The sequence below is a fragment of the Streptomyces sp. NPDC006798 genome, assembly GCF_040635975.1.
In the GTDB taxonomy this organism is placed as follows: Bacteria; Actinomycetota; Actinomycetes; order Streptomycetales; family Streptomycetaceae; genus Streptomyces.
In genome coordinates this window covers 1-23115 of record NZ_JBEYIS010000033.1, presented here as the reverse complement: position 1 = coordinate 23115, position 23115 = coordinate 1, and the positions used below count along the sequence as shown (strand labels likewise).

At 73.7% G+C, this 23115-nt stretch carries 24 protein-coding genes; 9 read left to right on the top strand and 15 right to left on the bottom strand.

Going from position 1 to position 23115, the window contains the following annotated elements:
- Positions 1-3 precede the first annotated feature (3 nt).
- The 3 genes from ABZ714_RS22185 to ABZ714_RS22175 are packed head-to-tail and all read right to left on the bottom strand — an operon-like array spanning position 4 to position 2368.
- Positions 4-999 (bottom strand): ABC transporter substrate-binding protein, encoded by a 996-nt coding sequence (locus tag ABZ714_RS22185; protein WP_358827016.1) that lies wholly within the window; start codon positions 997-999, stop codon positions 4-6.
- On the bottom strand, positions 999-1673 hold the full coding sequence (locus tag ABZ714_RS22180; RefSeq protein WP_358827015.1) for an ABC transporter permease subunit: 675 nt from the start codon (positions 1671-1673) through the stop codon (positions 999-1001). Before ABZ714_RS22180 ends, ABZ714_RS22185 begins: the two co-directional genes overlap by 1 nt.
- Positions 1670-2368: an ABC transporter permease gene (locus tag ABZ714_RS22175; protein ID WP_358827014.1), complete on the bottom strand. Its 699-nt coding sequence runs from the start codon at positions 2366-2368 to the stop codon at positions 1670-1672. The genes ABZ714_RS22180 and ABZ714_RS22175 overlap by 4 nt, the downstream gene beginning before the upstream one ends.
- Positions 2369-2907: 539 nt before the next feature.
- On the opposite strand from ABZ714_RS22175, the gene ABZ714_RS22170 reads away from it, so the two are divergent.
- A complete protein-coding gene (locus ABZ714_RS22170; protein WP_358827070.1) occupies positions 2908-3489 on the top strand; it encodes a TetR/AcrR family transcriptional regulator in 582 nt (193 codons plus the stop codon).
- A gap of 140 nt (positions 3490-3629) precedes the next feature.
- Positions 3630-4448: an SAM-dependent methyltransferase gene (locus ABZ714_RS22165; protein ID WP_358827013.1), complete on the top strand. Its 819-nt coding sequence runs from the start codon at positions 3630-3632 to the stop codon at positions 4446-4448.
- A 99-nt stretch (positions 4449-4547) separates the two neighbouring features.
- Here ABZ714_RS22165 and ABZ714_RS22160 read toward each other — a convergent pair whose 3' ends face one another.
- The 4 genes from ABZ714_RS22160 to ABZ714_RS22145 form a co-directional block, all read right to left on the bottom strand.
- Positions 4548-5000 (bottom strand): GNAT family N-acetyltransferase, encoded by a 453-nt coding sequence (locus tag ABZ714_RS22160; RefSeq protein ID WP_358827012.1) that lies wholly within the window; start codon positions 4998-5000, stop codon positions 4548-4550.
- A 301-nt stretch (positions 5001-5301) separates the two neighbouring features.
- Positions 5302-6150: a polyphosphate polymerase domain-containing protein gene (locus ABZ714_RS22155; RefSeq protein WP_358827011.1), complete on the bottom strand. Its 849-nt coding sequence runs from the start codon at positions 6148-6150 to the stop codon at positions 5302-5304.
- On the bottom strand, positions 6147-6788 hold the full coding sequence (locus ABZ714_RS22150) for a DUF4956 domain-containing protein (RefSeq protein ID WP_358827010.1): 642 nt from the start codon (positions 6786-6788) through the stop codon (positions 6147-6149). Before ABZ714_RS22150 ends, ABZ714_RS22155 begins: the two co-directional genes overlap by 4 nt.
- Positions 6789-7011: 223 nt before the next feature.
- Complete coding sequence (locus ABZ714_RS22145; protein WP_358827009.1) at positions 7012-7560, bottom strand: DinB family protein; 549 nt, start codon at positions 7558-7560, stop codon at positions 7012-7014.
- A 232-nt stretch (positions 7561-7792) separates the two neighbouring features.
- Between ABZ714_RS22145 and ABZ714_RS22140 the strand changes: the two genes are divergently transcribed.
- Positions 7793-9136 carry a PLP-dependent aminotransferase family protein gene (locus ABZ714_RS22140; RefSeq protein ID WP_358827008.1) on the top strand — a complete coding sequence of 448 codons (1344 nt, stop codon included), beginning with the start codon at positions 7793-7795 and terminating at the stop codon, positions 9134-9136.
- 94 nt (positions 9137-9230) lie between these two features.
- Here the strand turns inward: ABZ714_RS22140 and ABZ714_RS22135 are convergent, their stop codons facing one another.
- Positions 9231-9707, bottom strand: coding sequence for a hypothetical protein (locus ABZ714_RS22135; RefSeq protein ID WP_358827007.1), 477 nt, complete (start codon positions 9705-9707; stop codon positions 9231-9233).
- A 347-nt stretch (positions 9708-10054) separates the two neighbouring features.
- On the opposite strand from ABZ714_RS22135, the gene ABZ714_RS22130 reads away from it, so the two are divergent.
- Positions 10055-10645, top strand: coding sequence for a lytic polysaccharide monooxygenase auxiliary activity family 9 protein (locus ABZ714_RS22130; RefSeq protein WP_358827006.1), 591 nt, complete (start codon positions 10055-10057; stop codon positions 10643-10645).
- Positions 10646-10896: 251 nt separating this feature from the next.
- Here the strand turns inward: ABZ714_RS22130 and ABZ714_RS22125 are convergent, their stop codons facing one another.
- The 3 genes from ABZ714_RS22125 to ABZ714_RS22115 form a co-directional block, all read right to left on the bottom strand.
- Positions 10897-12351 carry an FGGY-family carbohydrate kinase gene (locus tag ABZ714_RS22125; protein WP_358827005.1) on the bottom strand — a complete coding sequence of 485 codons (1455 nt, stop codon included), beginning with the start codon at positions 12349-12351 and terminating at the stop codon, positions 10897-10899.
- A gap of 191 nt (positions 12352-12542) precedes the next feature.
- Positions 12543-13319, bottom strand: a complete 777-nt coding sequence (locus ABZ714_RS22120) for a DeoR/GlpR family DNA-binding transcription regulator (protein WP_358827004.1) — start codon at positions 13317-13319, stop codon at positions 12543-12545.
- 5 nt (positions 13320-13324) lie between these two features.
- A complete protein-coding gene (locus tag ABZ714_RS22115; RefSeq protein WP_358827003.1) occupies positions 13325-14050 on the bottom strand; it encodes a histidine phosphatase family protein in 726 nt (241 codons plus the stop codon).
- A 291-nt stretch (positions 14051-14341) separates the two neighbouring features.
- Here ABZ714_RS22115 and ABZ714_RS22110 point away from each other — a divergent pair, with 291 nt between their 5' ends.
- The 3 genes from ABZ714_RS22110 (at position 14342) to ABZ714_RS22100 (ending at position 18594) form a co-directional block, all read left to right on the top strand.
- Complete coding sequence (locus ABZ714_RS22110) at positions 14342-15397, top strand: 2-hydroxyacid dehydrogenase (RefSeq protein WP_358827002.1); 1056 nt, start codon at positions 14342-14344, stop codon at positions 15395-15397.
- 73 nt (positions 15398-15470) lie between these two features.
- Positions 15471-16946: an FGGY-family carbohydrate kinase gene (locus tag ABZ714_RS22105; RefSeq protein ID WP_358827001.1), complete on the top strand. Its 1476-nt coding sequence runs from the start codon at positions 15471-15473 to the stop codon at positions 16944-16946.
- Positions 16947-17304: 358 nt separating this feature from the next.
- Positions 17305-18594 (top strand): hypothetical protein, encoded by a 1290-nt coding sequence (locus ABZ714_RS22100; RefSeq protein WP_358827000.1) that lies wholly within the window; start codon positions 17305-17307, stop codon positions 18592-18594.
- 633 nt (positions 18595-19227) lie between these two features.
- Here ABZ714_RS22100 and ABZ714_RS22095 read toward each other — a convergent pair.
- The 3 genes from ABZ714_RS22095 to ABZ714_RS22085 form a co-directional block, all read right to left on the bottom strand.
- Positions 19228-19533, bottom strand: a complete 306-nt coding sequence (locus ABZ714_RS22095; RefSeq protein ID WP_358826999.1) for a hypothetical protein — start codon at positions 19531-19533, stop codon at positions 19228-19230.
- A gap of 149 nt (positions 19534-19682) precedes the next feature.
- On the bottom strand, positions 19683-19817 hold the full coding sequence (locus tag ABZ714_RS22090) for a hypothetical protein (RefSeq protein WP_358826998.1): 135 nt from the start codon (positions 19815-19817) through the stop codon (positions 19683-19685).
- A gap of 11 nt (positions 19818-19828) precedes the next feature.
- Complete coding sequence (locus ABZ714_RS22085) at positions 19829-20194, bottom strand: hypothetical protein (protein WP_358826997.1); 366 nt, start codon at positions 20192-20194, stop codon at positions 19829-19831.
- Between the two features lie 74 nt (positions 20195-20268).
- Here ABZ714_RS22085 and ABZ714_RS22080 point away from each other — a divergent pair, with 74 nt between their 5' ends.
- Positions 20269-21069 carry a class I SAM-dependent methyltransferase gene (locus tag ABZ714_RS22080; protein ID WP_358826996.1) on the top strand — a complete coding sequence of 267 codons (801 nt, stop codon included), beginning with the start codon at positions 20269-20271 and terminating at the stop codon, positions 21067-21069.
- Between the two features lie 131 nt (positions 21070-21200).
- Positions 21201-21542: a hypothetical protein gene (locus tag ABZ714_RS22075; protein ID WP_358826995.1), complete on the top strand. Its 342-nt coding sequence runs from the start codon at positions 21201-21203 to the stop codon at positions 21540-21542.
- A gap of 100 nt (positions 21543-21642) precedes the next feature.
- Here ABZ714_RS22075 and ABZ714_RS22070 read toward each other — a convergent pair whose 3' ends face one another.
- The gene (locus ABZ714_RS22070) at positions 21643-22830 is read right to left on the bottom strand and encodes a serine hydrolase domain-containing protein (RefSeq protein ID WP_358826994.1); all 1188 of its coding nucleotides are present in this window, start codon (positions 22828-22830) and stop codon (positions 21643-21645) included.
- Between the last annotated feature and the right edge of the window lie 285 nt (positions 22831-23115).

The following is a 23115-nucleotide window of genomic DNA, read 5'->3' as shown; positions in this document are numbered from 1 at the left end:
GCCTCACAGCAGCCCCTCGCGCTCCAGGTAGGCCCGGGCCACGTCCTTTGGCAGCCGGCGCCAGCTGTCGACCTGTTCGTTCATCGACGCCAGATCCTCCGTGGTCAGCACACTGTTGAGCGCCGAGAGGGCGCGGACGGCGCCGGGGCCGCCCGCCCGGGCCCGGTTGACCACGGGCACGATGTAGTCCGCGTTCTGGAGGTGCCGGTCGTCGGCGAGCAGGACCAGGCCGAACTCGTCGAGGGTGGCGTCGGTGGTGGTGGTGAGGACCATCTGGTCCCGGCCGCTCTGGACGGCCTGTTTCGCCTGGGTGGTGCCCACGCCCTTGGGGTCGACCGCGACGACGTCGATGCCGTATGTCTTCCGGAGCCCGGGTTCGCAGTACGGGCGCTCGACGCATTCGTCGCCCGCCGCCAGCCGGACCGGGAGCTTCGCCCGGCCGAGATCGCTCAGGGTCCTCAGCCCGTGTTCGGCGGCGTACGCCCGGGTCACGGCGAAGGCGTTCTGGTCGACGGCCCGGCCGGGGTCGAGCACGGTGAGGCCGCGGGGTTTCGCGAGCCGGCGGAGCGCGGTCATCGTCGTCGTGAGGTCGGGTGAGCCGACCGGCGCCGCCCCGGGCCCGTTGGCCTTGGCGTTCAGCCAGTCGGCGAAGGTGGCCGCGTACTCGGGGACCACGTCGATCCGGCCGGTCTCCAGCGCCGGTTCGTAGATCTCCCGGTTGGTGACGGAGAGGATCTCCGTACGGTATCCGGCCCGCCGGAGCAGCAGGGCGTACATCTGGGCGAGGAGATCGCTCTCGGTGAAGCCCGCGGATCCGATGGTCAGATCGCGGCTGTCGCCGGGCGGGGCGGTGACATCGCCCCGGTGTTCCAGCGACGGGCCGGTGGAGCAGGCCGATCCGGCGGCGAGGAGCAGCGCGACGGCGGCGAGCAGCGCCCGGATCCGCCGGGCGGGTACGGCCCGGCGGATCCGGACGCGGATTCGGGCGCGGCGGCGCATCAGCCGGCCGTCCGGCGGACGCCCGCGGGCACGAGGCGTTCGGCGAGCACGCAGACGCCTTCGACCAGCAGGGCGAGTACGGCGACCAGGACCGCACCCGCGACGACCTGGGGGGTGGACGCCAGATTGAATCCGGCGGTGATGATCCGGCCGAGCCCGCCGCCGCCCGCCAGCGCGGCGATGGTCGCGGTGGCCACCAGCTGGACGGCGGCGATCCGTACCCCGGTGAGTATCAGGGGCAGCGCGAGGGGTACCTCGACCCCGCGCAGCAGTTGGCGGCCCGTCATGCCCATACCGCGGGCGGCCCGGACGACGTCCCGGTCGACGCCGCGCATGCCGACGTAGGCGTTGGTGAGCAGCGGGGGCAGGGCGAAGAGGACGAGGGCGATGATCGTGGGCCATTCGCCGTAGCCGCCGATCGGGCTGAGCAGCAGCAGGACGAGGACGGCGAAGGTGGGTACGGCCCGGCCGGCGTTGGAGATGTTGACGGCGAGCGCGCCGCCGCGCCCGAGGTGGCCGAGGACGAGGGCGACGGGCAGGGCGATCAGACAGCTGAGGACGAGACAGACGACGGTGAGCAGAAGGTGTTCGGTCAGCCGTTGGGCGATCCCGCCCTCGCCCGACCAGTGGGCGGGGTCGGTCAGCCAGTTCCACGCCTGGGAGAGGGTGTTCACCCGGCGGCCCCCTTCCGTTCCCGGTCCCAGGGGGTGGCCAGTCGCTGGAGCAGGAGGAGCAGGAGGTCGGCGGCGACGGCGATCACCACACAGAGCACGGAGGCGGTCAGGACCTGGGCCTTGAAGTAGGTGTTCATCCCGGCGTAGATGAGGTTGCCGAGGCCCCCGTAGCCGACGATGGCGCCGATGGTGACCAGGGAGACGGCGGAGACGGTGGCGATCCGCAGCCCGGCCGCGGCGGCGGGCAGGGCGAGCGGCAGTTCGACCGCGAGCAGCAGCCGGACCGGTCCGTAGCCCATTCCCCGGGCGGCCTGCCGGGTCTCCTCGGGGACGGAGCGGAGACCGGCGAGGAGATTGCGGACCAGCAGGGTGAGGGAGTAGAGGACGAGTCCGGCGATCACGAGGGAGGCGGAGAGTCCGTAGACGGGCAGCAGCAGGGAGAACATCGCCAGCGACGGAATGGTGTAGAGGACCGTGGTCACGGCCAGGACCGGTCCTGCGGCCCAGCGCCAGCGGCGGGCGGCGACCGCGAGGGGGACGGCGAGGAGCAGGGCGAGGGCGACGGAGACCGCGGTGAGCTGGAGGTGCTGGAGGACGGCGTCGTACAGGATCTCCCGGCGGGTGGAGAGATAGGCGCCGCAGATCCATTCGTTGCGGGCGAGGCAGTCGTCCGGCGGGGTGCCGCTCGCGGTCATCTGTTCATTGGAGCCCGGGCCCGGGACGGGCGCGCGCGGTCTCGGCCGAACGGGCGACCCGGGGGCCGTTCGCGCACCCGGACTCCGCGCCCTGGACGGCTGACGGCGTTAGCCACCGGCACCGGAGCCGTTGATGGACCTCCGCACACCCGGCACGACAGCCCCGCCCGTCTTTCCTCTTCCTCGCGGTGGCGGCGAACATCCGACGGGCACCGCGCGGCGGGCCCGGTTCGAGGCCCGGTTCGCCCGGTTCGGGGTCCGGGACGCGGGCCGGGGCGCGCTCGCCCTCTTCCTGGCCGCCTTCACCGTCTTCGAGGCACAGAAGTACGGACTCTCCACCGCCCTCGCGGCCCCGCCGCTCTTCGCCGCGCCCGATCTGGTGTCCCGGGCGGCCGGAGGGCGCGGGCGGGTCGTCCGGATCGCGTTCAGCCCCTGGCCGCCACTGGCCGTCCTGGCGGGCTGGACCCTCGGCCCCCCGGTCCGGCCGCCGCTGTTCGCCGCCGCCCTCGCCTGGCAGCTCCGGACCGTACCGCACCGGCCTGCGCGTCACGGCTGGCCTCCCCCCGGCCGGGCGGGCCGCCCAGATCGTCGCGGCGGCCCGGGAGATCCTGGAGAGGGACGGGGCGGCGGCGATGTCCACGCGGGCGATCGCCGACCGGGTCGGGATCCGCGCCCCGTCCCTCTACAAGCACTTCCCCGACAAGGCCGCCGTCGAGAACGCGCTGGTGGTCCTGGGAATGACGGAGACCGCCGACCGGCTGGCCGCGGTGGAGGCCATCGAGCCGGGGCTGCTGCCGCTGGCCCGCGCGTACCGCGGACACGCCTTGGCCCATCCGCATATGTACCGGCTGCCGGCCGCCCGGCCGCTGCCGCGGCACGCGCTGCCCGAGGGGCTGGAGGAGCGTACGGCCGCCCCGCTCCACCGGGCCGTCGGCGGGGACCCGGAGATCGCCCGCGCCACCTGGGCCTTCGCCCATGGCATGGTGATGCTCGAACTCGACGGCCGGTTCCCGCCGGGCGCGGATCTCGATCCGGCCTGGGTACAGGGGTGTACCGCGTTCGAGGCGGCGGCCCCGGCCCGTCACCGCTCCGCCGACACCCCCGCGGAGCACCTCCACTGACCCCGGGGCACCATTCGCCCCGTCTCTCCCGGCCAATCAGCCTGTATCAGCCACCCACTGTCGGCCGACCGGTGCGGCGGCATTAGGTTGTGGCCGGAGAGATCACTTGAGTACCGCAGGACAGCCGGGAGGTTCACGCCATGACAGCCGACAAGCCGGACAGCGGAACGGGCCAGTCGCGGCATCCGGAGTTCGACACCGGATCGCCGCACTCCGCCCGGGTCTGGAACTACTGGCTGGGCGGCAAGGACAACTACCCCGTCGACCAGGCGGTCGGCGAGGAGTTCCGGCAGTCCTTCCCCGGGATCGTCGAGCTGGCCCGGGACTCCCGCGCCTTCCTGGCCCGCACGGTCACCCATCTCGCGACCGAGGTGGGGATCCGCCAGTTCCTGGACATCGGGACCGGTCTGCCGACCGCCGACAACACCCATCAGATCGCCCAGCGGGCCGCGCCCTCGTCCCGGATCGTCTACGTCGACAACGATCCGCTGGTCCTGGCACACGCCAGGGCGCTGCTGGTGAGCACCCCCGAGGGCGCCACCGACTACATCGACGCGGACCTCCACGATCCGGCGACCGTCATCGGCAAGGCCCGGGACATCCTCGATCTGAGCCGTCCGGTGGCGCTGACGCTGATGCAGGTGATCGGCCATGTCTCCACGTACGAGGAGGCCCGCTCGATCGTGGGCCGGGTGATGGACGCCCTCCCGTCGGGGAGCTATCTGGTCTTCAACGACAGCGTGAACACCCACCGGGGCAACTCGGAGGCCACCCGCGCGTACAACGAAAGCGGTGCCGCGCCCTACTTCCTGCGCTCCCCCGAGGAGATCGCCGGATTCTTCGAGGACCTGGAGCTGCTGGAGCCGGGTGTCGTCCCCCTGGCCCAGTGGCGCCCGGTCCCGGGCGCCCGGACGGACGGCGAGGTCATCGCCCTGGGCGGGGTGGGCCGCAAGCCGTAGCCCGTCACCCGCCCGCCGCACGACCGGTCCGGCGAGACGGCCTTCCCGGCCGCCGCCGGGCCCTGGTCGCGGGCCCCGGCCGGCCCGGTGCGGTCGTACTCAGAGCTGACGCTTGAAGCCCACATGGGAGGCGACGAAACCCAGCCTCTCGTAAAAGCGGTGGGCGTCGGCGCGAGTGACGTCCGACGTCAGCTGGACCAGGCCGCACCCCTGCCGGCGGGACTCCTCGACGGCCCATTCGATCAGCAGGGTCCCGAGCCCGCTCCCGCGTTCCGCGCCGTGTACCCGGACTCCCTCGATGATCGATCGCGTGGTCCCTCGGCGCGACAGCCCCGGCACCACGGTGAGCTGGAGGGTACCCACCACCGTCCCGTCACGCTCCGCCACGACCACGAACTGGTTCGGATCGGCCGCCAGCCGCTCGAACGCCACCCGATAGGGCGTCAGATCACCGGGGGACTCCCGGGTGGCGCCCAGCGCGTCATCGGCGAGCATGGCGACAATGGCGCCCACGTCCCCGGCGGCGGCCGGGCGGATCTCGAAATCGGTCATGTTCCGACCCTAAGGGCTGCCCCCGAACCCCATGCGGTCGATCAGCGGCAGCCGGTACACCGGGGCCACCCGCTCTGGTCTGGGCCAACTCGCCGGGATCCAGCGGAAGCGCCCCCGGCAGCCCGGGAGTCCGGGGTTCCACGGTCCCGCCCGGGCGGACGGCCCGGGGCCGGTCGGGTGCCGGGTCGCGGCAGCCGTGGTCCCGGGCCACGAGCGGTGGACCGGAGAAGTGCCGCCGGGGCGGGCCCACGCCCCGGCGGCGGACCGCCGACGGGAGACAGTGCGTCGACGGAGTCGGAAGTCAGTGAGCCGGGGCCTCGGTGAAGGCCAGCCGGGCCGCGCGGCGCCAGCGATTGGCCGGCTGCCGTGGGTGCAGAGCCGCGATCGCGGCACAGTACTTGGTGAAGACCGCGGGCCGTACGCCGCGCGCGTGCAGGAAGCGGTCCGCTTCGGTGAGTCCGCCGGTGGTCTTCGTCTCCACCAGGACGAGTCCCGGATCGCACCGCACCGCCCGGTCCGCGCGCACGTCGTGGCAGCGCAGGCCGGTGTCGCAGGTGATCCGTTCACCGTCGGAGACCAGGGTGGCCCGCCGGTAGTCCGTGACGATCGACGGCGACAGCGTCGCGGGGGCCGCCATGCGGTAGGCGCTGCGCAGTCGGTCGGCGAGGAAGGTGCGGCAGGGGTCGTCGAGTGGGGTGTCGGCGCCGGTGAGGGGGCGGCGGTGCTTCACGGTCTCGCCCCGGCCGCTCTTGAGCTTGATCTCGAACTGCCGCAGCCCGGAGTCCTGGTAGACCCGTTCACGGATCTTGAAGCGTCTGCGGCGGCCCTGCCGGTGCTCGTGGAAGCACCGCCAGTCCGGGGTGTCGTAGTAGACGGAGTGGTAGCGGAACCAACGGAGCCCGTCGATGGTGAGGATCCGGAAGGGGCCGCCCGTCCTGGCCGGGTCGGTGAGATGGGCCACGAGGCCGGTGAAGACGGTGTCGGGGACGAGATAGGCCTGGTCGAACCGGGCCATCAGCTCCGCCCGGGCCTGGACTTCGGCCAGGGAGACGGGTGCGGCCGACAGGACCGACTCGGCGACGGCGTCCAACTGGGGCAGTACGAGCTGACCGGGGACGGCGAGCACCGGGGCGCCTGCGGCAGAGCTCACACCGACTCCAGTTCGGGCCGGTCCCCGGACCGGCCCGATTCGGTGGCGGTCCCGGCGGACCGGCCGCCTCCCGCGGGCGTCTTCGGTGTCCGGTAGCGGACGTCGACCACGGTCAGGTCGCGGACGAAGTCGACCTCCAGCACGGTCCAGTTGAGGGGTTCGCCGAGCCGCAGATCGAGATCGTTCCGCAGATCGTCGGGATTCCCGTAGACCGCGTCGAGGGTCACCACGGCCCGGCGGGACCGGGCGAAGAGTCGCGGATGGTCGGCCGCGTACACCACGACCAGCAACAGCAGGGTCAGCGCCCCGGCTTCCCGGAGTTCGAGTTGCGGCAGTCCGCAGACAAGTCCGATCACCAGGGTCGTGAAATAATAGGCGACCTCTTCGTGCTGGATGGAATCCGACCGCAACCGGATTATCGACAGTACCCCGAACAGGCCGAATCCCAGGGCCGCGCCACCGCCGCTGCTGATCTGGGCGAGCGCGGCGACCACGGTGAACAGGGCGGCGTTGAGGGCTAGATAGGCGGGGAGCAGATCGCGGCGCCGGTGCCGCGGATAGTAGACGGCGAAGGTGAGTATGCCGACCGCCGATAGATCCAGGGCTAAGTGCGCGGCGAGTTGTCTCAGGGACTCCATGAGCGACCTCCGGAACGGAAACGTGAAGTAGGGCCAAGATTCCGGAAATCGTAGACGAACACCACGCAAAGAAACGGGAAAGGGAATTTCCGTTTCCGCAAAAGAGGGCATGAGAATCCGTTCACAAGAAAATGAGACGGCTCTCATGAGATAGCTCACGGGGCACCCATGAGCGGGCCGCGCCGGGGTCGAGCGGAACGCGGCACACCCCTCGGGCGCGGTTTCAGTCCGCGGCCCGCAGCACCTCGCCGAGATCGTGGGCGATGTCATGGAGGAGATGGCGGGTGAAGAACTCGACCGTCAGCCGCTCACCGGGCAGCCGGGGGTCCTCGCGGTCCCAGTCGGCGGGGTCGAGTACGGCGAGCCGCCGCGCCAGGGCCTCGGCGGCGGCGGCCAGTTCCCCGGCGACCCGGCCCGGATCCTCGTCGCGGTAGAGCCCGGTCAGCCGCGCCGGATCGTCCGCGCCCTCCGGCTCCGGCCCCGGCCCGGCGGGCGCCGTACCGAGTGACGTCTCCAGCCGCCGCCGGAACAGCAGACACATATCGCGGACGTGGCAGCCGTGTTCGAGGGGCGACCAGGCGAGGACCCCCACCCGGCCGGTGGGGGTATCCGGGTCGGCGAGTACGCGCCGCCAGCGGAGCGCGTACTCGCGCAGTACATCCGGGGCGGTGGCGCGGTCGAAGGGCCGGTCGCCGAAGTCGCAGCGGCGGCAGTGCGGAAGCGGGAGGGACGGAGAGACCGGGACGGGCCGCGTCAGCGGTGTCGCGCTCATCGAACCACGGGTTCCTTCCTCATGGCCACCGTCCGCGCCGGTCGCCGGAGATGCAGTCCGCCGCGGTCGTCCGTCCCGGTGCCGGCACCACTGGGTGTACGGGACATCGGACAGCATCCGAGTGTAGATCCCGCATTGGTTCGATGCAATCCTGGATATTGCACTCGGCGCAATCACATGATTGGATGCGCGCACACATACAGGCCGGGGGTTCCTCCGGGGAGGAGGGGCGTTGACGGACTATCAGAGCGTCGCGGACACGGTGACCGAGGAGATCCGCTCGGGCGGGCTGCGGCCGGGCGACCGGCTGCCGCCGCTGCGGGAGTTCGCCCGGCTGCGGGGGATCGCGCCCTCCACCGCGGGCCGGGTCTACCGGGAACTCGCCCGCCGGGGGCTGACCTCGGGCGAAGTCGGCCGGGGCACCTTCGTCCGGGCCGCCCCTGATCCGCTCGCCCCCTCCCCCGCGCTCACCGAGGGCGGTCGCAGCCCGGTCGACATGGGGCTCAACTATCCGGTGGTGCCGGAGCAGTCGGAGCTGCTGGCCCGGGCGATGGGGCCGCTGCTACGGCCCGGGGCCCTGGATCAGGCCCTCGCGCCGATCGGTCCGGCCGGTACCCCGGCGGCCCGGGAGGCCGCCGCCGATCTGCTGGCCCGCGGCGGCTGGCGCCCCGACCCGGAGCGGGTGCTGTTCACCGGGAACGGCCGGCAGGCGGTCGCCGCGACCCTGGCAGCGCTGGTCTCCCCGGGTGGCCGGGTCGGGGTCGAGGAAGTCACCTACCCGGCGGTCAAATCGCTGGTGACCCGGCTGGGGGCGACGGTCGTTCCGCTCGCCGTCGACGAGGACGGGCTGGTGCCCGAGGCGCTGGAACGGGCCCGGCGCGGCGGCCCGCTGGACGCGGTCTACGTCCAGCCGACGCTGCACAATCCGCTCTCCGTGACGATGTCCCCGGCGCGCCGGGCGGCCCTCGCCGAGGTGCTGCTACGGCTGGGGATCACCGCCGTCGAGGACACCGTCTGGGCGTTCCTCCGGGACGACGTACCACCGCTGGCCGCCCTCGCGCCCGAACGGACCGTCCTGGTGGACAGCCTCTCCAAGCGGATCGCCCCGGGGCTCAATCTGGGTTATGCGGTGGTCCCGCCCGCCCTGCACGCCGCGGTCGCGGTCGCGGTCCGCTCCGGCGGCAGCCAGCCCATGGGCTTCGCGCTGGAGGCCGCGTCGCGCTGGCAGCGGGACGGCACCGTACGGACCCTCGTCCGGGCCAAGCAGCGGCAGGCCGCCGCCCGTCAGCTCACCGCCCGGCGGCTGCTGGCGGACTTCACCATCCGTACCGAACCGATCTCGTACCACTGCTGGTGGGAGCTGCCGGGCGGCTGGCGCTCCGATACCTTCGTCGCCGCCGCGGCCCGCCGGGGCATCGGAGTCGTCCCGGCCGCGGCCTTCGCGGTGGCCCGCCACCGGGAGACCGACGCGGTCCGGATCGGGCTGGCGTCACCTCCGGAACCGGTGCTGGAACGGGCCCTGACCATCCTGGCCCAGCTCGCCCGCTCCGCCCCCGACGACCTGGTCGGGGATTAGACGCTTCCGGATCCTGCCGGGGCTCCCCTGCGGCGGGAGTCCCGGCGGACCGGGGTGCACGGCGCGCCGGTGGCGCCGTACACCCCGGCGGGAATCAGATGCCCGCCGACGCCATTTCGATGATCGAGCGGTAGTAGGCGGCGGTCGAGACCACGCACGCCTTGTACTGGCGGTCTCCCCGGACGGCGAGGAAGTAGTCCCTGATGTTCTTCCAGTACGAGACCAGATAGCCCACGCCCGGGCGGAAGCCCGGCGGCTTGGGCACCAGGGCGTAGGCGGCGGAGCACTGGATGATGCGGTCGGTCGCCTGCGACAGCACGTCGGCGACGTCCGCGTTCATGTTCCAGCCCGCGGCCAGTTCGGGGGTCCAGATCGCCCCGGCGATCTCCCGCAGCTTCTCCTGCTCCTCCGGGGTGGGCTGGCTCTGGATCGCGACCGGGGCCGCCTGGGAGGCGGGCGCCGGGGCGGGTGCGGCCTGTGCCGTGCCGGTGCCCCCGGCGACGAGCAGCGCGCCGGAGACGGCGAGCGCGACCGCGGCGACCATCGCCGGTCTGCGGGTACGGGTGTTCATCGACGGACCCCTCCTGTCGCCCGCCGGATCGGCGGGCCTCCGTGTGCTCCGTGTCTGCTCCGGGTGATCGGATGCGCGATGCACGCTGACAGCCGGTCCCGGTGCCGTCAACGGCGCCTCGTCGGCCGTCCGGGGCACCGTCCGCTATCCGGGCGGGATCGGAGAACGGTGGACACACCCAACTCGGAGCACTACCCTCCGACTTGGTCTAGACCTAATGGGCCGATGGTCAGCCCCGCACGCACTGCTCCCGGCGGGACCGGGGCACCCGGCAGTGCGCCGGAGCGCCACCGGGCCGCATGCGGCACCCCACTGCCCCCTCCATCCCCCCACTCATGGAGCACAGCATGCGAAGAAGAATTCTCCCGTCCCTGCTCGGCATGGGCATGGCGGGCCTGCTGACCTTCGCCGTACCCGGCAGCGCCCAGAGCCACGGCTATGCCGACTCCCCGGTCAGCCGGCAGAAGCTCTGCCAGACCGGCGCCGTGCAGAACTGCGGCCAGATCGAATGGGAGCCGGAGAGCGTCGAAGGCATCAAGGGCTTCCCGCAGGGCGGCGCGCCCGACGGCAAGATCTGCGCCGGAGGCATCGGCCGATTCTCCGAGCTGGACGATCCGCGCGGCGGCAACTGGCCGGCGACCCAGCTGACGGCGGGCCAGGAGCACACCTTCCTGTGGCGTATCAAGGTCCGGCACGCGACGAGCGACTTCCGTTACTACATCACCAAGGACGGCTACGACCCCACCAAGCCCCTCACCCGGGCCGACCTGGAGCCGCAGCCGTTCCTGACCGTGCCGTTCGGCGGGGTCAGGCCGCCGTCGACGGTGACCCACACCGGTGTGCTGCCGCAGAAGTCCGGCCGTCACATCATCCTCGGCGTCTGGACCATCGCGGACACCGACGGCGCCTTCTACAACTGCTCCGACGTGAAGTTCTGATCGGCGGTACCGCGTCACGACGGTGATCGGGGCGACCGTCGCGCGGTACCCTGCGGCCCGGCCGGGGACTTGTCCCGGCCGGGGCCGTACGGACCGCGGCGGTCCGGGAACATGGGCCCGGACCGCCGCACCGGCCGCCGTCCCCTTGGGCGGTGGCACGTCCGGCCGGGCAGGGCACCGTCATCCGGTGGCGTACGGACGCGTGCGGTCAGGCGCGTCCGGCGGGTGGCGGGACGTACGGGCGCGGCGGTTCAGCCGCCGTCCAGCCAGCCCCGGGCCCGGAGTTCCGCGACGAACCGGCCGTACGAGTCGTCCAGCGCCGCGCGCTCGCCCCGTACCGGCTCCGCCTCGTCGTCGGCGCCGGGGCCCGCCATGGCGGCGGCGCTCGACGTCAGGTCCTCGTGGAGCGTGCCGGAGGCCGCGAGCAGGGCCGCGCCGAAGGCCGTCTCGGCCCGCCGGGCCACCCTGACCGGCCGGTCGAGCACGGTGGCCCGGATCCGGGTCCACACCCGGCTGCGGCTGCCCCCGCCCGCCGCGTACAGCGGCCCCGAGACCGGGACGCCCAGGCCCGCCAGCCGCTCCAGGGCCAGCCGTTCGAGGAAGGCGACGCCCTCCAGCGCCGCCCGGTGGGCGTCCGTGTCGTCCTCGGGCGCTCCCAGCTCGAACCCCCGGGCACCGGCGGCGACGAACGGGAACCGCTCCCCCTCGCGCCGCAGCGGATAGCGGACGTACGAGGCGGGTCCCCGCCCGGCGGCGGCCAGGTCGAGCGCGCCGAGCCGCTCCGGGGAGAGCCCGGAGAGGGCCTCGCCGCCGGTACTGGACGCACCGCCCGGCAGCCACCAGCCGTCCGGATGGCGGTGGCTGTACAGGGCGCCCGCCGGATCGCGGACCAGCTCCGCGCAGACACCCTTGAGCACATAGGTGGTCCCGAGGACACCGACGAACTGGCCGGGCGCGACCGCCCCGGTGGCGAGTTGTCCGGCGCAGCCGTCGGTCATCCCGAGCCGTACGGAACAGCCGGCGGGCAGCCCGGTGGCCCCGGCCGCCTCCGGCGACACGGTCCCGGCCTCCGTGGTGGGCGCCGCAACGGCGGGCAGCAGTCCGACGGGGAAGCCGAGCGCGTCGAGAACGTCAGCGGCCCACTCGCCCGCCCGGGGGTCGTACCCCGTCTTCAGGGCGTGGCTCCAGTCCGCCCGTACCGCCTCCCCGGTGAGGGCGCGGCCCACCACGTCGGGGGTATGCAGGATCCCCCGCAGCCGGGGGCCGTGGGCGCGCAGGCACCAGACGGCGCGGCCGAGGGCGGCGGTGGGGCCGACGGTCAGACCGAGGGCGTCCCAGCGGGCCGCGCCGGCCCGCTGGGCCTCGGCGTTGAGTGCGGCGGCGCGACGGTCGTCGTACATCAGGGCCGGGCCGGTGAACCGGCCGCCGGGGCCCGTGGGGACGATGGTGCCGGAGGTGGCGGCGACGGCGACGGCGACGGTCTCCCGGCCGCCGCCGGGCAGCGAGCCGGTGACCCGGCGCAGCGCCGACCGGACGGCGGGCCACCAGCTGTCCGCGTCCTGCTCGCTGGTGCCGCCGGGGCCGCGGACCGGATCGGGCAGACGCTCACGCGCCTCGGCCCGGGCATCCCCCCGGGCGTCCACCGCGAGGGCGCGGACGGACGCGGTGGCGATGTCGATCCCGATGACCACGGGGCGGCTGCTCATCCGGGACCGGTCCTCTCACGGGCGGCGGGCCGGGCAGGGCCCGCCGATGGCTGTTCTCGCCGATGGTTCTCGCCCGGGTGAAATTAACACGGGCCATGGTGAAATCAACACGCCTTCCCACAGCGGTGACGGACCGGCGGGCGCAGCGAACGGGCGAGGGCGGACCGGCGGGGTCGGACCGCCCGGGGCGGTCAGCGCGCGACGGGCGCCACGGTGACGGAAGTGGCCTCGCGGAGCCGGGCCAGGACGTCGGGGGCGACCCCGTCGTCGACGACGAGTTCGTCGAGATCGCCCACCGGTCCGACCCGGTGCAGCGCCGTACGGGCGAGTTTGGTGTGGTCCATCAGCATCGCCGTCCGGGCGCCGGAGCGCAGCATCGCCCGCTTGACCAGCACCACGTCCTGTTCCTGGTGGTAGGCGAGCCGGGCGTCGAGAGCGGAGGAGGAGACCACGACCAGATCGACCGAGAGCGCCTCCACGGCCTCGACGCAGGGCACTCCGAGATATGAGTCATGGGTACGGGAGTACTCGCCGCCCAGGGCGATCAGCCGGACGCCTTCGCGTTCGGCGAAGACGTCCACCACCCGGCGGGCGTTGGTGACCACGGTCAGGGGAGCCAGCCCGGCCAGCAGCCGGGCCAGGGCGAGAACCGTGGTCGAATCGTCCAGCATCACCGACATCCCCGGCTCCACCAGGGCGGCGGCGGCCCGGGCGACGGCCTCCTTCTCGGCCGTGTTCACCCCGAGCCGGTAGTCGAGGCTGGATTCGAAGACCGTGGACGGCAGGGCCGAGGCGCCGCCCCGGAACCGCCGCAGCACGCCCCGGCGTTCGAGGTCGTCCAGATCGCGGTGGACGGTCATCAGGCTCACTCCGGTGAGCCGGGCGAGATCGGCGCCGGTGGCGGTGCCGTGCTGGACGACGTGATCGGCTATGAGCCGTCTGCGCTGGTCGCCGGAGTTCTTGGTCATGGAGGTCAGTCTCGCGTACGGTCCGCGGACTCGGGGGCGGCCGTCCGGGTCCGCGGTCCACCGCCGTCGGTACCGGTATCAGTGCCGACGGCCGTAGCAGTAGCGGTGGCGGTGGGGGTGTTGAGGCTGTAGAGCGCGGCCGGGCCCGTCTCACCCGCCGTGAACCGGATCTCGGTCACGGCCGCGTTGTCGAGCCGGGGGAAGAGCAGCCGGTAGCGCCCCAGGGGCAGCCCCAGCAGCGCGCAGAGGGCGATCCTCAGCAGGGTGCTGTGGGCGACGACCAGGACCGTCCCGCCGGGGTGACGTACCGCCAGCTCGCGCAGGGCGCCGGTGGCCCGGGCCGCGACCGCCGCCAGCGGCTCGGCGCCCGGGAAGAGACCGGAGTCGGCGTCCTCGCGGAAGCGCCGTACCGCCTCCGGGTCCTCGGCGGCCATCTCCGCGACCGTCCGGCCCTCGCCCCAGCCGAAGTCCATCTCCCGGAGCCCCGGGACGACCTCCAGCGGCAGGCCGAGGGCGGTGGCGGCGGGCTCGGCGGTGTGCCGGGCGCGGCCGAGCGGGGAGGCGACGACGGCGCTCACCCCGGCGCCGGTGGCCCAGCGCGCCAGGGCGGCCCCCTGCTCCCGGCCCTCGGGAGTGAGGGCGATATCGGAGATCCCGGCATAGCGGTTCTCGGCGTGCCACTCGGTCTCGCCGTGCCGGACGAGCAGAAGGCGCGCGGTGTGCGAGGTCATCGGGGCGGTCCTTTCCGGAGACGGACGGGATCGGGCGCGGCGGGCGCGGCGGGGTGACTCGGGGCTCGTCGGAGGAGTCGGAGGAGTCTGGGTGAAGGACCGCAAAGGGGACGGGTCGTCATTGCCGCTTCACATCACCGCTGTTAAATTTAACAGACACTTCTCGCCCGGTTTCCCGATCCTGCCGGGTCGGCCGCCCCGACCGGTGCCACCCTGCCCGCCGCCCCGTCCGCTTCCGCAGGTCTCCCCCGCGGGGCCCTCCCCCGGAGTCCCGCAGAAGGAACGGTCCTTATGCGCATCCTCGCCGCCGGTGACCATTTCGTCCGCCCCGAGCTGATCCGGACCGCCCTCTCCCGGGAGCTGCCCGGGTCCGGCGGGGACGCCCCCGAACTGGTCGAGCTGACCCTGCCCTGGCCCTACGAGCCGTTCGGCCCGGTCGGCGGGGTACGGGAGGCGAGCGGCACGGAAGAGGAGCTGATCGGGGCGCTGGCCGGGGTGTCGGTCTGTGTCACGCAGATGGCGCCGTTCACGGAGCGGGTGTTCGCCGCCTCGTCCGGGCTGCGGCTGGTCGCGGTCTCGCGGGGCGGCCCGGTCAATGTGGATCTCGCCGCCGCCACCCGGCACGGGGTGGCGGTCAGTTTCGCCCCCGGCCGTAACGCCCCGGCGGCGGCCGAGTTCGCGATCGGGCTGATGCTGGCCGCGATGCGCCGGATCAGCGCATCCGACGCGGCCCTCCAGCGGGGCGTCTGGCGCGGTGATCTCTACGCGTACGACGAGGGCGGCACCGAACTCGACGGTGCCACCGTGGGGCTGGTCGGCTACGGCGCCATCGGGCGGATCGTCGCCCGGGTCCTGCTGGCGTTCGGCGCCCGGGTGCTCGTGGCCGATCCGTACACGGACCCGGCGAAGGCGGCGGCCGACGGCGTGGAGCCGGTCGAGTTGGACATCCTGCTGCGGCGCAGTTCGGTGGTGAGCCTGCACGCCCGGCTCACCGAGGAGACCCGGCACCTGATCGACGCCCGGCGGCTGGCCCTGCTGCCGGCCGGCGCGGTGCTGGTGAACTCGGCGCGCGGCGGGCTGCTCGACCACGGGCCGCTGCCCGACATGCTGCGGACCGGCCGACTGGGCGCGCTCGCTCTCGATGTGTACGACGTCGAACCGGTGCCGGACGACTGGCCGCTGCGCGACGCCCCCCATGTGATCACCACCCCCCATCTGGCGGGCGCCACCCGGCAGACGGCGCACCGGGCCGCGACGATCACCGCGGCCGAGGTGGGCCGGTTCACCCGGGGCGAGCCGCTCGCCCATCCGGCCAACCCCGAGGTGTTCGCGGCGGACCGGCCGTGACCGCCGCCCGGGGGCGCGGCGGCGCCCGGACGGAGATCGGGACGGGCCGGGCAGCGGCGGCGGAGGCCCGGTCATGACCTCGGTCCTCGGGGTGGACGTCGGTACTTCGGTCACCAAGGCGGTCCTTTTCGACGAGGCGGGCTCCGAGATCGCTTCGGCCGCGCGGCGCTCCCGGCTGGAGCGGCTGTCCGGCGGCCGGGTGGAGCAGGATCCGGACGATGTCGTGGCGAGTGTGGGTGCGGTGGTCCGCGAGGTGGTCGCCTCGGCCGGGCGGGCGCCGGACGCCCTGGCGCTCACCGGTCAGGGCGACGGGTTGTGGCTCCGGGACGAGGACGGCCGGGCGGTCCGGCCGGCGATCTCCTGGATGGACGCACGGGCTTCGGACCTGGTAACCCGCTGGCTCGCGGACGGCACCATCCGGCGGGCCTACGGATACACCGGCTCGGGGATGTTCCCGGGCTGCCACGGGCCGCTGCTGAACTGGCTCCAGGAGTACGAGCCTTCGGCGCTGGACCGGGCGGCCGTCGCCGGGTACTGCGTGGACGCGGTCGCCCAGCGGCTGACCGGCCGGGTCTGTCTGGACGCCTCCGACGCGACACTGCCGTTCCTCGATCCACGGACCCGGAGCTACGCGCCGGGGGCGCTGGCCGCCTGCGGGGTCGCGGATCAGGTCCGGCTGCTGCCGCAGCCCGCGGCACCGGGTACGGTCCTCGGCCTCGACGCCACCGGGGCCGGGCTGCTGGGGCTCCCCGAGGGGCTGCCGGTGGTGGCCGGGCCGTACGACCTTCCGGCCTGTGCGATCGGGAGCGGGGTACGGGAGCCGGGCGACGGGCTGCTGATCCTCGGGACGACCCTGGCCAGTCAGGTACTGACGGACCGGGTGGAGCTGGATCCGGCGGCCGAGCCCGCCGGGATGTGGCTCTGCACGCCCGTGCCGGGGCGCTGGCTGCGGGCCATGCCCGCGATGGTCGGTACGGCGGCCCTGGAGTGGGTGCTCGGTCTGGTCGGCGCCGGTACGGACGATGTGGACGGGCTGCTGGCGGCGAGCCCGCCGGGGGCGCGGGGCGTGACGGCCCTGCCCTTCCTCTCGGAGGCGGGCGAGCGGGCCCCGTTCGTGGAGCCCGCCGCGCACGGGCGGCTCGACGGGCTGAGTCTGGCGACCGGCCCGGCGGATGTGGTGCGGGCCGTCTGCGAGGCCGTGGCCTATGCCGCCCGGCACTGTCTGGAGACCGCGGGGCTCACCGGGACGCTGGCGCTCTGCGGCGGCGGCACCCGGTCGGTGCTCTGGGCCCAGCTGATCGCCGATGTCCTCGGTGTCCCGGTCCGTATTCCCGAGGCCGAGCAGGTCGGGGCGGCCGGCGTGGCGGCCGTGGCCCGGATGTCGCTCGGTACGGATCCCGGGCCCGGGGCGCTGCCGGGGCACCGGACCGTGGATCCCCGGCCCGCTGCCGGGGCGCGGTACGAGGCGGGGTACGCGCGCTACCGCGACGAGCTGGCGATCGTCCGGGCACGCTGGGGCGGGCCGGACTTCACCGTGCATCACCGCTGACCGGGCAACTGCGGTCCCGGGCCGGGTCCGGGTCCGGGTCCGGGTCCCGGTCCCGGTCCCGGACCGCCGACCGATATCCCGGTGGGCCCGTCCCGGCTGCGGTCGTCGGCGGACATCGCGGCGGCTCGGTCCCGGCCGGGGTCGCTTCGGTCGCTTCCCCGATGGCGGGGTCACTCCATTCGGTCGATCGCCGGTGGACTCGCTCTGCTGAATCTCGGCTCCGCCGGCCGGTTCGCGGTCGCCGGCGGGGTACGGCTTCCGGCGATGGTCCCGGATGCCGTGGTCCGGCGTTCCCGGGGCCCCGCGGGCGGGCCGGGTCCGGTCCGGCGCGCCCGCCACCCGTTCCCGGAAGGACCCCATGCGACCGCGACTCCCCTCACGGCCCGCGTTGACGGCCCTGCTGGCCGCCGCGACCGTCATCGCCCTGTCGGCGGGGCACGGTACGGCCCTCGCCCGTCCGCCCGCCGAACCGACGCCGCCCGCCGAGCCGGTCCCGGCCGCCGACGCGCCACCGCCGCCGCCCGCTGTGATCGACGGCGGGGTCTGGCGGTCCGGCCATCTCCAGGGGACGGCTCTCGACCGGACCCGTGGCGTCATGTACTTCTCCTTCACCAATCTGCTGGTGATGACGGATCTGTCCGGCCGGCCGCTCGGTTCGGTGACGAACATCCCCGGCCATCTGGGCGATCTGGACGTCGATCCGGTCGACGGCCGGCTGTACGGTTCGCTGGAGTACAAGGCGGCCGACGCCTTCTATATCGCCGTCTTCGATCCGGACCGGATCACCCGGGCTGGTCTGGACGCTCTGACGTCGGGGGCGATGACCACGGTTCATCTGGGGCAGATCGCCGAGGACTACACCGCGGACATGAACGGGGACGGCGTCTTCGACGGCGATACCGGTGACACCCCCGACCACCGGTACGGCACCAGCGGTATCGACGGTCTCTCCTTCGGCCCGGTACTCGGCGGCGGTGGGGGCAACCGGCTGACCGTGACCTACGGCGTCTACGGCAACACGGCCCGGCAGGACAATGACCATCAGGTGCTCCTTCAGTACGACATCCGCGACTGGGGCCGGTACGAGCGGCCCCTCTCGACGGCGGATCCGCATCGCAGCGGTCCCGCCGCCTACGACGGCCGGTACTTCGTCCACACCGGCAATACCGCCTTCGGGGTGCAGAACCTGGCCTGGGATCCGGCGACCGGGGACTGGCTGATGGCCGTCTACCGGGGGAAGAAGCCGGACTTCCCCAACTACACGTTCTATGTGATCGACGGCTCGGCGCCGGTCCGGGTCGCACCGGTCCGTGGTCAGCCGGTGCCGCAGCTGGGGCGGCATCTGACGCTGCGGCGGGGTGCGCTGGTGGATCCGGTGACCGGGATCTCCGGCTATCTGGCGGGCGGTCAGTACGGCCTCGTCCCCATCGGCGACGGTACCCACTATGTCGCCGAGACGGGGACGGTGACTTCGGACGGCGTCACACTGCAGAAGGGACGTGTGGTGCTGCGCCGCTGGACGGGTGGGGTGAATCCGTTCGGTCCGGTGACTCCGGCCGCCACTGCCGGTCCGGGGATCCGGAAGGCGCCGCGGGCCGTGCACGGTCCGCGGGCTCAGCCGGTTCCGCGGGGCGGGGCGCGGCGCTGACCGGCGGTATGTGCCGGAGCAGGACTCCGACGAGTACGGCTGTGGCGAGGGCGAATCCGGCACTGAGCAGGGCCGCCCACTGGAGGCCGTGGGTGAAGGACTCCCGGGCCGAGGCGATCAGGGTGTCCCCGCCGCCCGGTATCCGGTCGGCGAGCGCGAGGGCGGCGCCGAGGGTGTCGCGGGCTCCGTCGGGGGCGCCGTCGGGCATCCCGGACCGGTAGACGGCGGCCGGCGCTGCCGGTGACGGCGATGCCCGGGGCGAGCCCGAGGTCGTAGGCCGTCTGGCCGGTGGCCGCGGCGGCACCCGCCTTCTCCGGGGGTGCCGAGCCCACGGCGAGAGTCGTTCCCAGGACACTGATCGGTGCGATCCCGAACATGATCACGGCGAGAGCGGGGGAGACCGGGACCACTCCCTCGGCGACGGCGAGGGTGGCATAGCCGCCGAGGGCGACCGTGAGTCCGGCGACGACGATCGGGGCGGGCCGGAGCCGTTGTACCAGAAGGGGCGTCAGCTGGGAGCCCAGGACCGGGCCCGCTGCGCCCGGCAGCAGCCACAGACCGGCCTCCAGGGGGACCTTCCCGCAACGCCCTGGAGGTACTGCGGAACCAGGTACTCCACACCGTTGAGGGCCGTCATGCCCAGCAGCAGGGCGAGCAGGGCCCGGTGAAGGCCCGGTTCCGGAAGAGCCGCAGATCGAGCAGGGGGTGTTCGAGCCGGTGCTGGCGGCGGACGAACGCCGTCGCGAAGGCCGCTCCGGCGGCCAGGGCGAGGGCCGTTCCGGCGTCCGGCCCGTGGGCCGCCACGGTCTTGACGGCGTAGATCAGCGGCAGGAGGGCGAGCAGGAAGAGGACGACGCTCGCCAGGTCCAGCCGTCCGGCGTCCGGATCGCGGCACTCGGGCAGCAGCGCGCGGGCGAGCAGCAGCACGGGCAGCATCACCGGGACGCCGATGTCGCGTTCGTCCGGGGTGGTGGGCTGACGCCGGAACAGGCGCTGCTGGAGGCGGGGGTGGTGGTGTGACCGGGGAACGTCCCGGGCCCGGCGGTGCGGGGCGGCGCCGCCGAGCCCAGAAGGTGCCTTCGCGTCGGTCAGCGGGTGGTGGTGGCGCGCTGGGTGTTGATCGACGGGTCCTTCTTCGCGGTGGGCGTGGTGGTGGCGGTCGGCGGCCGGGTCGGGGGCGTCTTCTCCTCGATCACGGGCTCGGCGGTGTCTTCCAGGAACACGCCGCCGACGGCTACGGCCGGGCGTGGGCCGTACGGATGCCGGAGGCGGGGGACCGGGGGTCGGGGCCGGTGGAGCCGGTGTCGTCGACTCCGGTGACGGCGACGAACCCGGTGACGGCCACCGGCGGGTGGGGCGCGTCGACGGCGCCGAGGATCCGCAGGCCCGAGCCCTGGAGGGCCGGGTGGGAGCGGTATTCGCCCCGTGATGGCGTGACGCTCGGGGCGGAACGGTACGACCCGGTACGGCCGTGGCCCGGTGCGAGGCCCGCCCGGCCGACGGCACCGGTCGCGTACGGCCCGGGGCGGAGACGGGAGCCGCTTCCGGCCGCGTACCCCTGCCCCTGCCCCCGCGCGTTCGACGGTTCGGCTGCGATCAAGCGGGGATCAGGGGGAGATCAGACGGACCGGAATACGGGTGCGGTGGTTCCGCCCCTCTGCGAGGCTCGGCCGCATGTCCCGATTCGAAGATCTCATCGCCGAGGGCGTGGGCGTGCCGACGGAGGGCTGGGACTTCTCCTGGTTCACCGGGCGGGCCACCGAACAGCGACCGTCGTGGGGGTACTCGTCCCTGCTCGCGGACCGGATGGCGAGAGCCGGGGCGGCCCTCGATCTCCAGACCGGCGGGGGCGAGGTGCTGGCATCCGTACCCGCCGTGCCGCCGGTCCTGGTGGCGACGGAGTCCTGGGCGCCCCATCTGGAGTTGGCCCGGCACCGGCTCGGCCCGCTCGGCGCGGAGGTCGTGCGGGCCGGTGACGCGGACGATCTGCCCTTCCCCGGGGAGAGCTTCGACCTGGTGGCCGCCCGTCATCCGGTGCTGACCCGCTGGGACGAGATCCATCGTGTCCTCCGGCCCGGCGGCGGCTTTCTGTCACAGCAGGTGGGCTCGGGCAGCGTACGGGAGCTGACGGAGTTCCTGATGGGCCCGAGCGCGATGAACGAGGCGCTGGCCGAGTCGGCCCGACGCCCGCTCCCCCGGTCCGCGACCGCCTCGGGCGCGAGCCCGGTGGCGCTGGCGGCCGGGGCGGAGTCGGCCGGGTTCGAGGTGGTGGAGCTGCGGTCGGAGGGGCTGCGGATGGAGTTCCACGACATCGCGGCGGTCGTCCACTTCCTGCGGAAGGTCGTCTGGACCGTACCGGGCTTCACGGTCGGCGCCTATCGCGCCCGGCTGGCCGAACTGCACGAATTCATGGAGCGCCACGGCCCCTTCGTGGCCCATGCCCAGCGGGTGCTGATCGAGACCCGGCGGAGGTGACCGGGCCGTGGCCGCCGTCCGGGTGAGGGCGAATCGATTCCGCTTGCGCCGTACGGGTGCTGCCCGGATGCGGACGCGTCCGTCGGGCAGAGATGGCCACGGCAACCTTCCCACCGGCAGAAAGTCCTTTGATGCGCCTTCGCTCCACCTGTGCCGCCCTCGGCGCCGCCCTGCTGCTCGCCGCCGTACCCGCCTCCGCCTCGGCCGCCACCGGCCAGTTCCGCTACGACTATGTGACCGTAGAGGGGTATGAGGCGACCGGCTTCCTCAACGACCCGCCGGGCGGGGAGTGTCTGGATCTGCCCGGTGTGGGTCCGGAGAACCCCCGGCCCGGCGACTCGCCGAAGAACCGTACGGATGCCTGGGCGACGGTCTTCGCCGGGTCCGGCTGTACCGGGGACTCCTTCCGGCTCCGCCCCCACACCGGCGGGGCCTCGGAGCGGCTGAAGGTGCGGTCGGTCGTCTTCGGCTGAGACTCCGGCGGACGAGGCCCGCCGACCACTCCCCCGTGGGCGGTCGGCGGGCCGTTCCATGAGTGCGCCGGGTGGGCCGCGGGCGCCGCCCGGGCCCCGGTCAGCGCCCGGAACCGGGCTTCCCCAGCAGCACGGCGGCGACCCGCTGAGCCATCTGGGCGGAGTCAGACCGCCGGGTCGGGTGGTAGGTGAGGACCATCCGGGTCCTCAGGTCCCGGGTGGCGAAGATCCGGGTCCGGTAGCCGTGCTGCTCCCCGGTCTTGCCCCAGAGGTCCACCCCGTTCACCGGGACCCGCTGGAACCCTCTGCCGTACCGGGCGGGGCTGCCGTCGGTCATCGGGACGGACGGCACCCGGTAGAGCTGGTCGGCCGCGTGCGGCGGCAGCAGTTCGCCGGAGAACAGGGCGGTGTGGAAGCGCAGCAGGTCGGCATGGCTGGAGACGATGTCACCATCGCCCCGGGACGATTCCACCCGCTGGACGGTGATATCGCGCAGGGAGTCGTCGGTCATCCGCAGAAAGCCCCGGATGTGCGGTCCGCGGAGCCGGGGCTCGGCGCCGGGGACGCAGGTCCGGCGCAGTCCGAGGGGGCGGGCGATCCGGGTCGCGACGGCTTCGGCGTACGTCTGCCCGGTCAGCTCCTCGATCAGCAGGCTCAGCAGCAGATAGTTGACGCCCCGGTACTCCTGGACCCGGCCGGTGCCGGACGGCGCGCGGTGGGTGACGGTGGCGAGCAGTTCCTCCGGGGTCCAGCGGTCCATCCGGTGCCGCCAGACGGCTTCGGGGGTGCTCTCGTCCGGGAGCCCCACATGGGGCGGGATGCCGCTGGTGTGGTCGAGCAGTTGGCCCGCGGTGATCCGGCCGAAGGTGTCCGGCAGCAGTCCGGCGGGCAGATGACGGCCGATGGGGCCGTCCAGGTCGATCCGTCCCGCGGCCCACTCCTGGAGCACGACGGCGGCGATGAACACCTTGGTCACACTGCCGACGCGGAGCGCGTCCCCGGGGTGCGGGGGACGCCCAGCGGCGGGGTGGGCGTATCCGGCGGAGCCGTACCAGGAGTCACCGCCCGCGCCGTCGTCCACGGTGAGCTGGGCGCAGGTGGCGTGCGGGGTGCTCAGATCGGAGATCGCGGCCCGTAAAGCGCGGTCGCGGTCGGTTTCGGGCGGCCGGACGACGGGTCGGCGAGTGGTCGTCGCGGCCGCCGGGCCCGCGGTCGCGCCGATGAGGCCGAGGGCGGCGGGTACGGCGGCGGCGCCGAGGACGAGCCGTCGCGAAGGGGGTCGTGTCATGCCGTCAGCCTGGCCGGTGGGGATGTCCCGGCCATCGGGGTTCCCCCGGGCCCGACCCTGGTAACGACCCCGAACCGCCCCCGAATCCGGGGCCCCGGTCCGGAACGGACACCGCCGACGGCGCCGAAGCCGCAACCGCTGTCACGGCCACGCCACGCCACGACCGTGACCGTAGCCGTGACAACGCGAACGGCCCCCGGGGGTACGGGACTCGTGGTCTGGACGAGATCGCCACCGCCTCCGCCCGGCGGGTCAGCGCCGTACGGGACTTCGGCGGCTTCGGCT

What these genes read in the sequence shown, in the direction of transcription:
- ABZ714_RS22125 (WP_358827005.1), bottom strand. Translation starts at nt 12,351, where the DNA reads ATGAGCAGCCGCCCCGTGGTCATCGGGATCGACATCGCCACCGCGTCC.
- ABZ714_RS22120 (WP_358827004.1), bottom strand. Translation starts at nt 13,319, where the DNA reads ATGACCAAGAACTCCGGCGACCAGCGCAGACGGCTCATAGCCGATCAC.
- ABZ714_RS22100 (WP_358827000.1), top strand. Translation starts at nt 17,305, where the DNA reads ATGCGACCGCGACTCCCCTCACGGCCCGCGTTGACGGCCCTGCTGGCC.
- ABZ714_RS22160 (WP_358827012.1), bottom strand. Translation starts at nt 5,000, where the DNA reads ATGACCGATTTCGAGATCCGCCCGGCCGCCGCCGGGGACGTGGGCGCC.
- ABZ714_RS22135 (WP_358827007.1), bottom strand. Translation starts at nt 9,707, where the DNA reads ATGAACACCCGTACCCGCAGACCGGCGATGGTCGCCGCGGTCGCGCTC.
- ABZ714_RS22115 (WP_358827003.1), bottom strand. Translation starts at nt 14,050, where the DNA reads ATGACCTCGCACACCGCGCGCCTTCTGCTCGTCCGGCACGGCGAGACC.
- ABZ714_RS22080 (WP_358826996.1), top strand. Translation starts at nt 20,269, where the DNA reads ATGTCCCGATTCGAAGATCTCATCGCCGAGGGCGTGGGCGTGCCGACG.
- ABZ714_RS22110 (WP_358827002.1), top strand. Translation starts at nt 14,342, where the DNA reads ATGCGCATCCTCGCCGCCGGTGACCATTTCGTCCGCCCCGAGCTGATC.
- ABZ714_RS22175 (WP_358827014.1), bottom strand. Translation starts at nt 2,368, where the DNA reads ATGACCGCGAGCGGCACCCCGCCGGACGACTGCCTCGCCCGCAACGAA.
- ABZ714_RS22165 (WP_358827013.1), top strand. Translation starts at nt 3,630, where the DNA reads ATGACAGCCGACAAGCCGGACAGCGGAACGGGCCAGTCGCGGCATCCG.
- ABZ714_RS22105 (WP_358827001.1), top strand. Translation starts at nt 15,471, where the DNA reads ATGACCTCGGTCCTCGGGGTGGACGTCGGTACTTCGGTCACCAAGGCG.
- ABZ714_RS22075 (WP_358826995.1), top strand. Translation starts at nt 21,201, where the DNA reads ATGCGCCTTCGCTCCACCTGTGCCGCCCTCGGCGCCGCCCTGCTGCTC.
- ABZ714_RS22130 (WP_358827006.1), top strand. Translation starts at nt 10,055, where the DNA reads ATGCGAAGAAGAATTCTCCCGTCCCTGCTCGGCATGGGCATGGCGGGC.
- ABZ714_RS22150 (WP_358827010.1), bottom strand. Translation starts at nt 6,788, where the DNA reads ATGGAGTCCCTGAGACAACTCGCCGCGCACTTAGCCCTGGATCTATCG.
- ABZ714_RS22185 (WP_358827016.1), bottom strand. Translation starts at nt 999, where the DNA reads ATGCGCCGCCGCGCCCGAATCCGCGTCCGGATCCGCCGGGCCGTACCC.
- ABZ714_RS22070 (WP_358826994.1), bottom strand. Translation starts at nt 22,830, where the DNA reads ATGACACGACCCCCTTCGCGACGGCTCGTCCTCGGCGCCGCCGCCGTA.
- ABZ714_RS22145 (WP_358827009.1), bottom strand. Translation starts at nt 7,560, where the DNA reads ATGAGCGCGACACCGCTGACGCGGCCCGTCCCGGTCTCTCCGTCCCTC.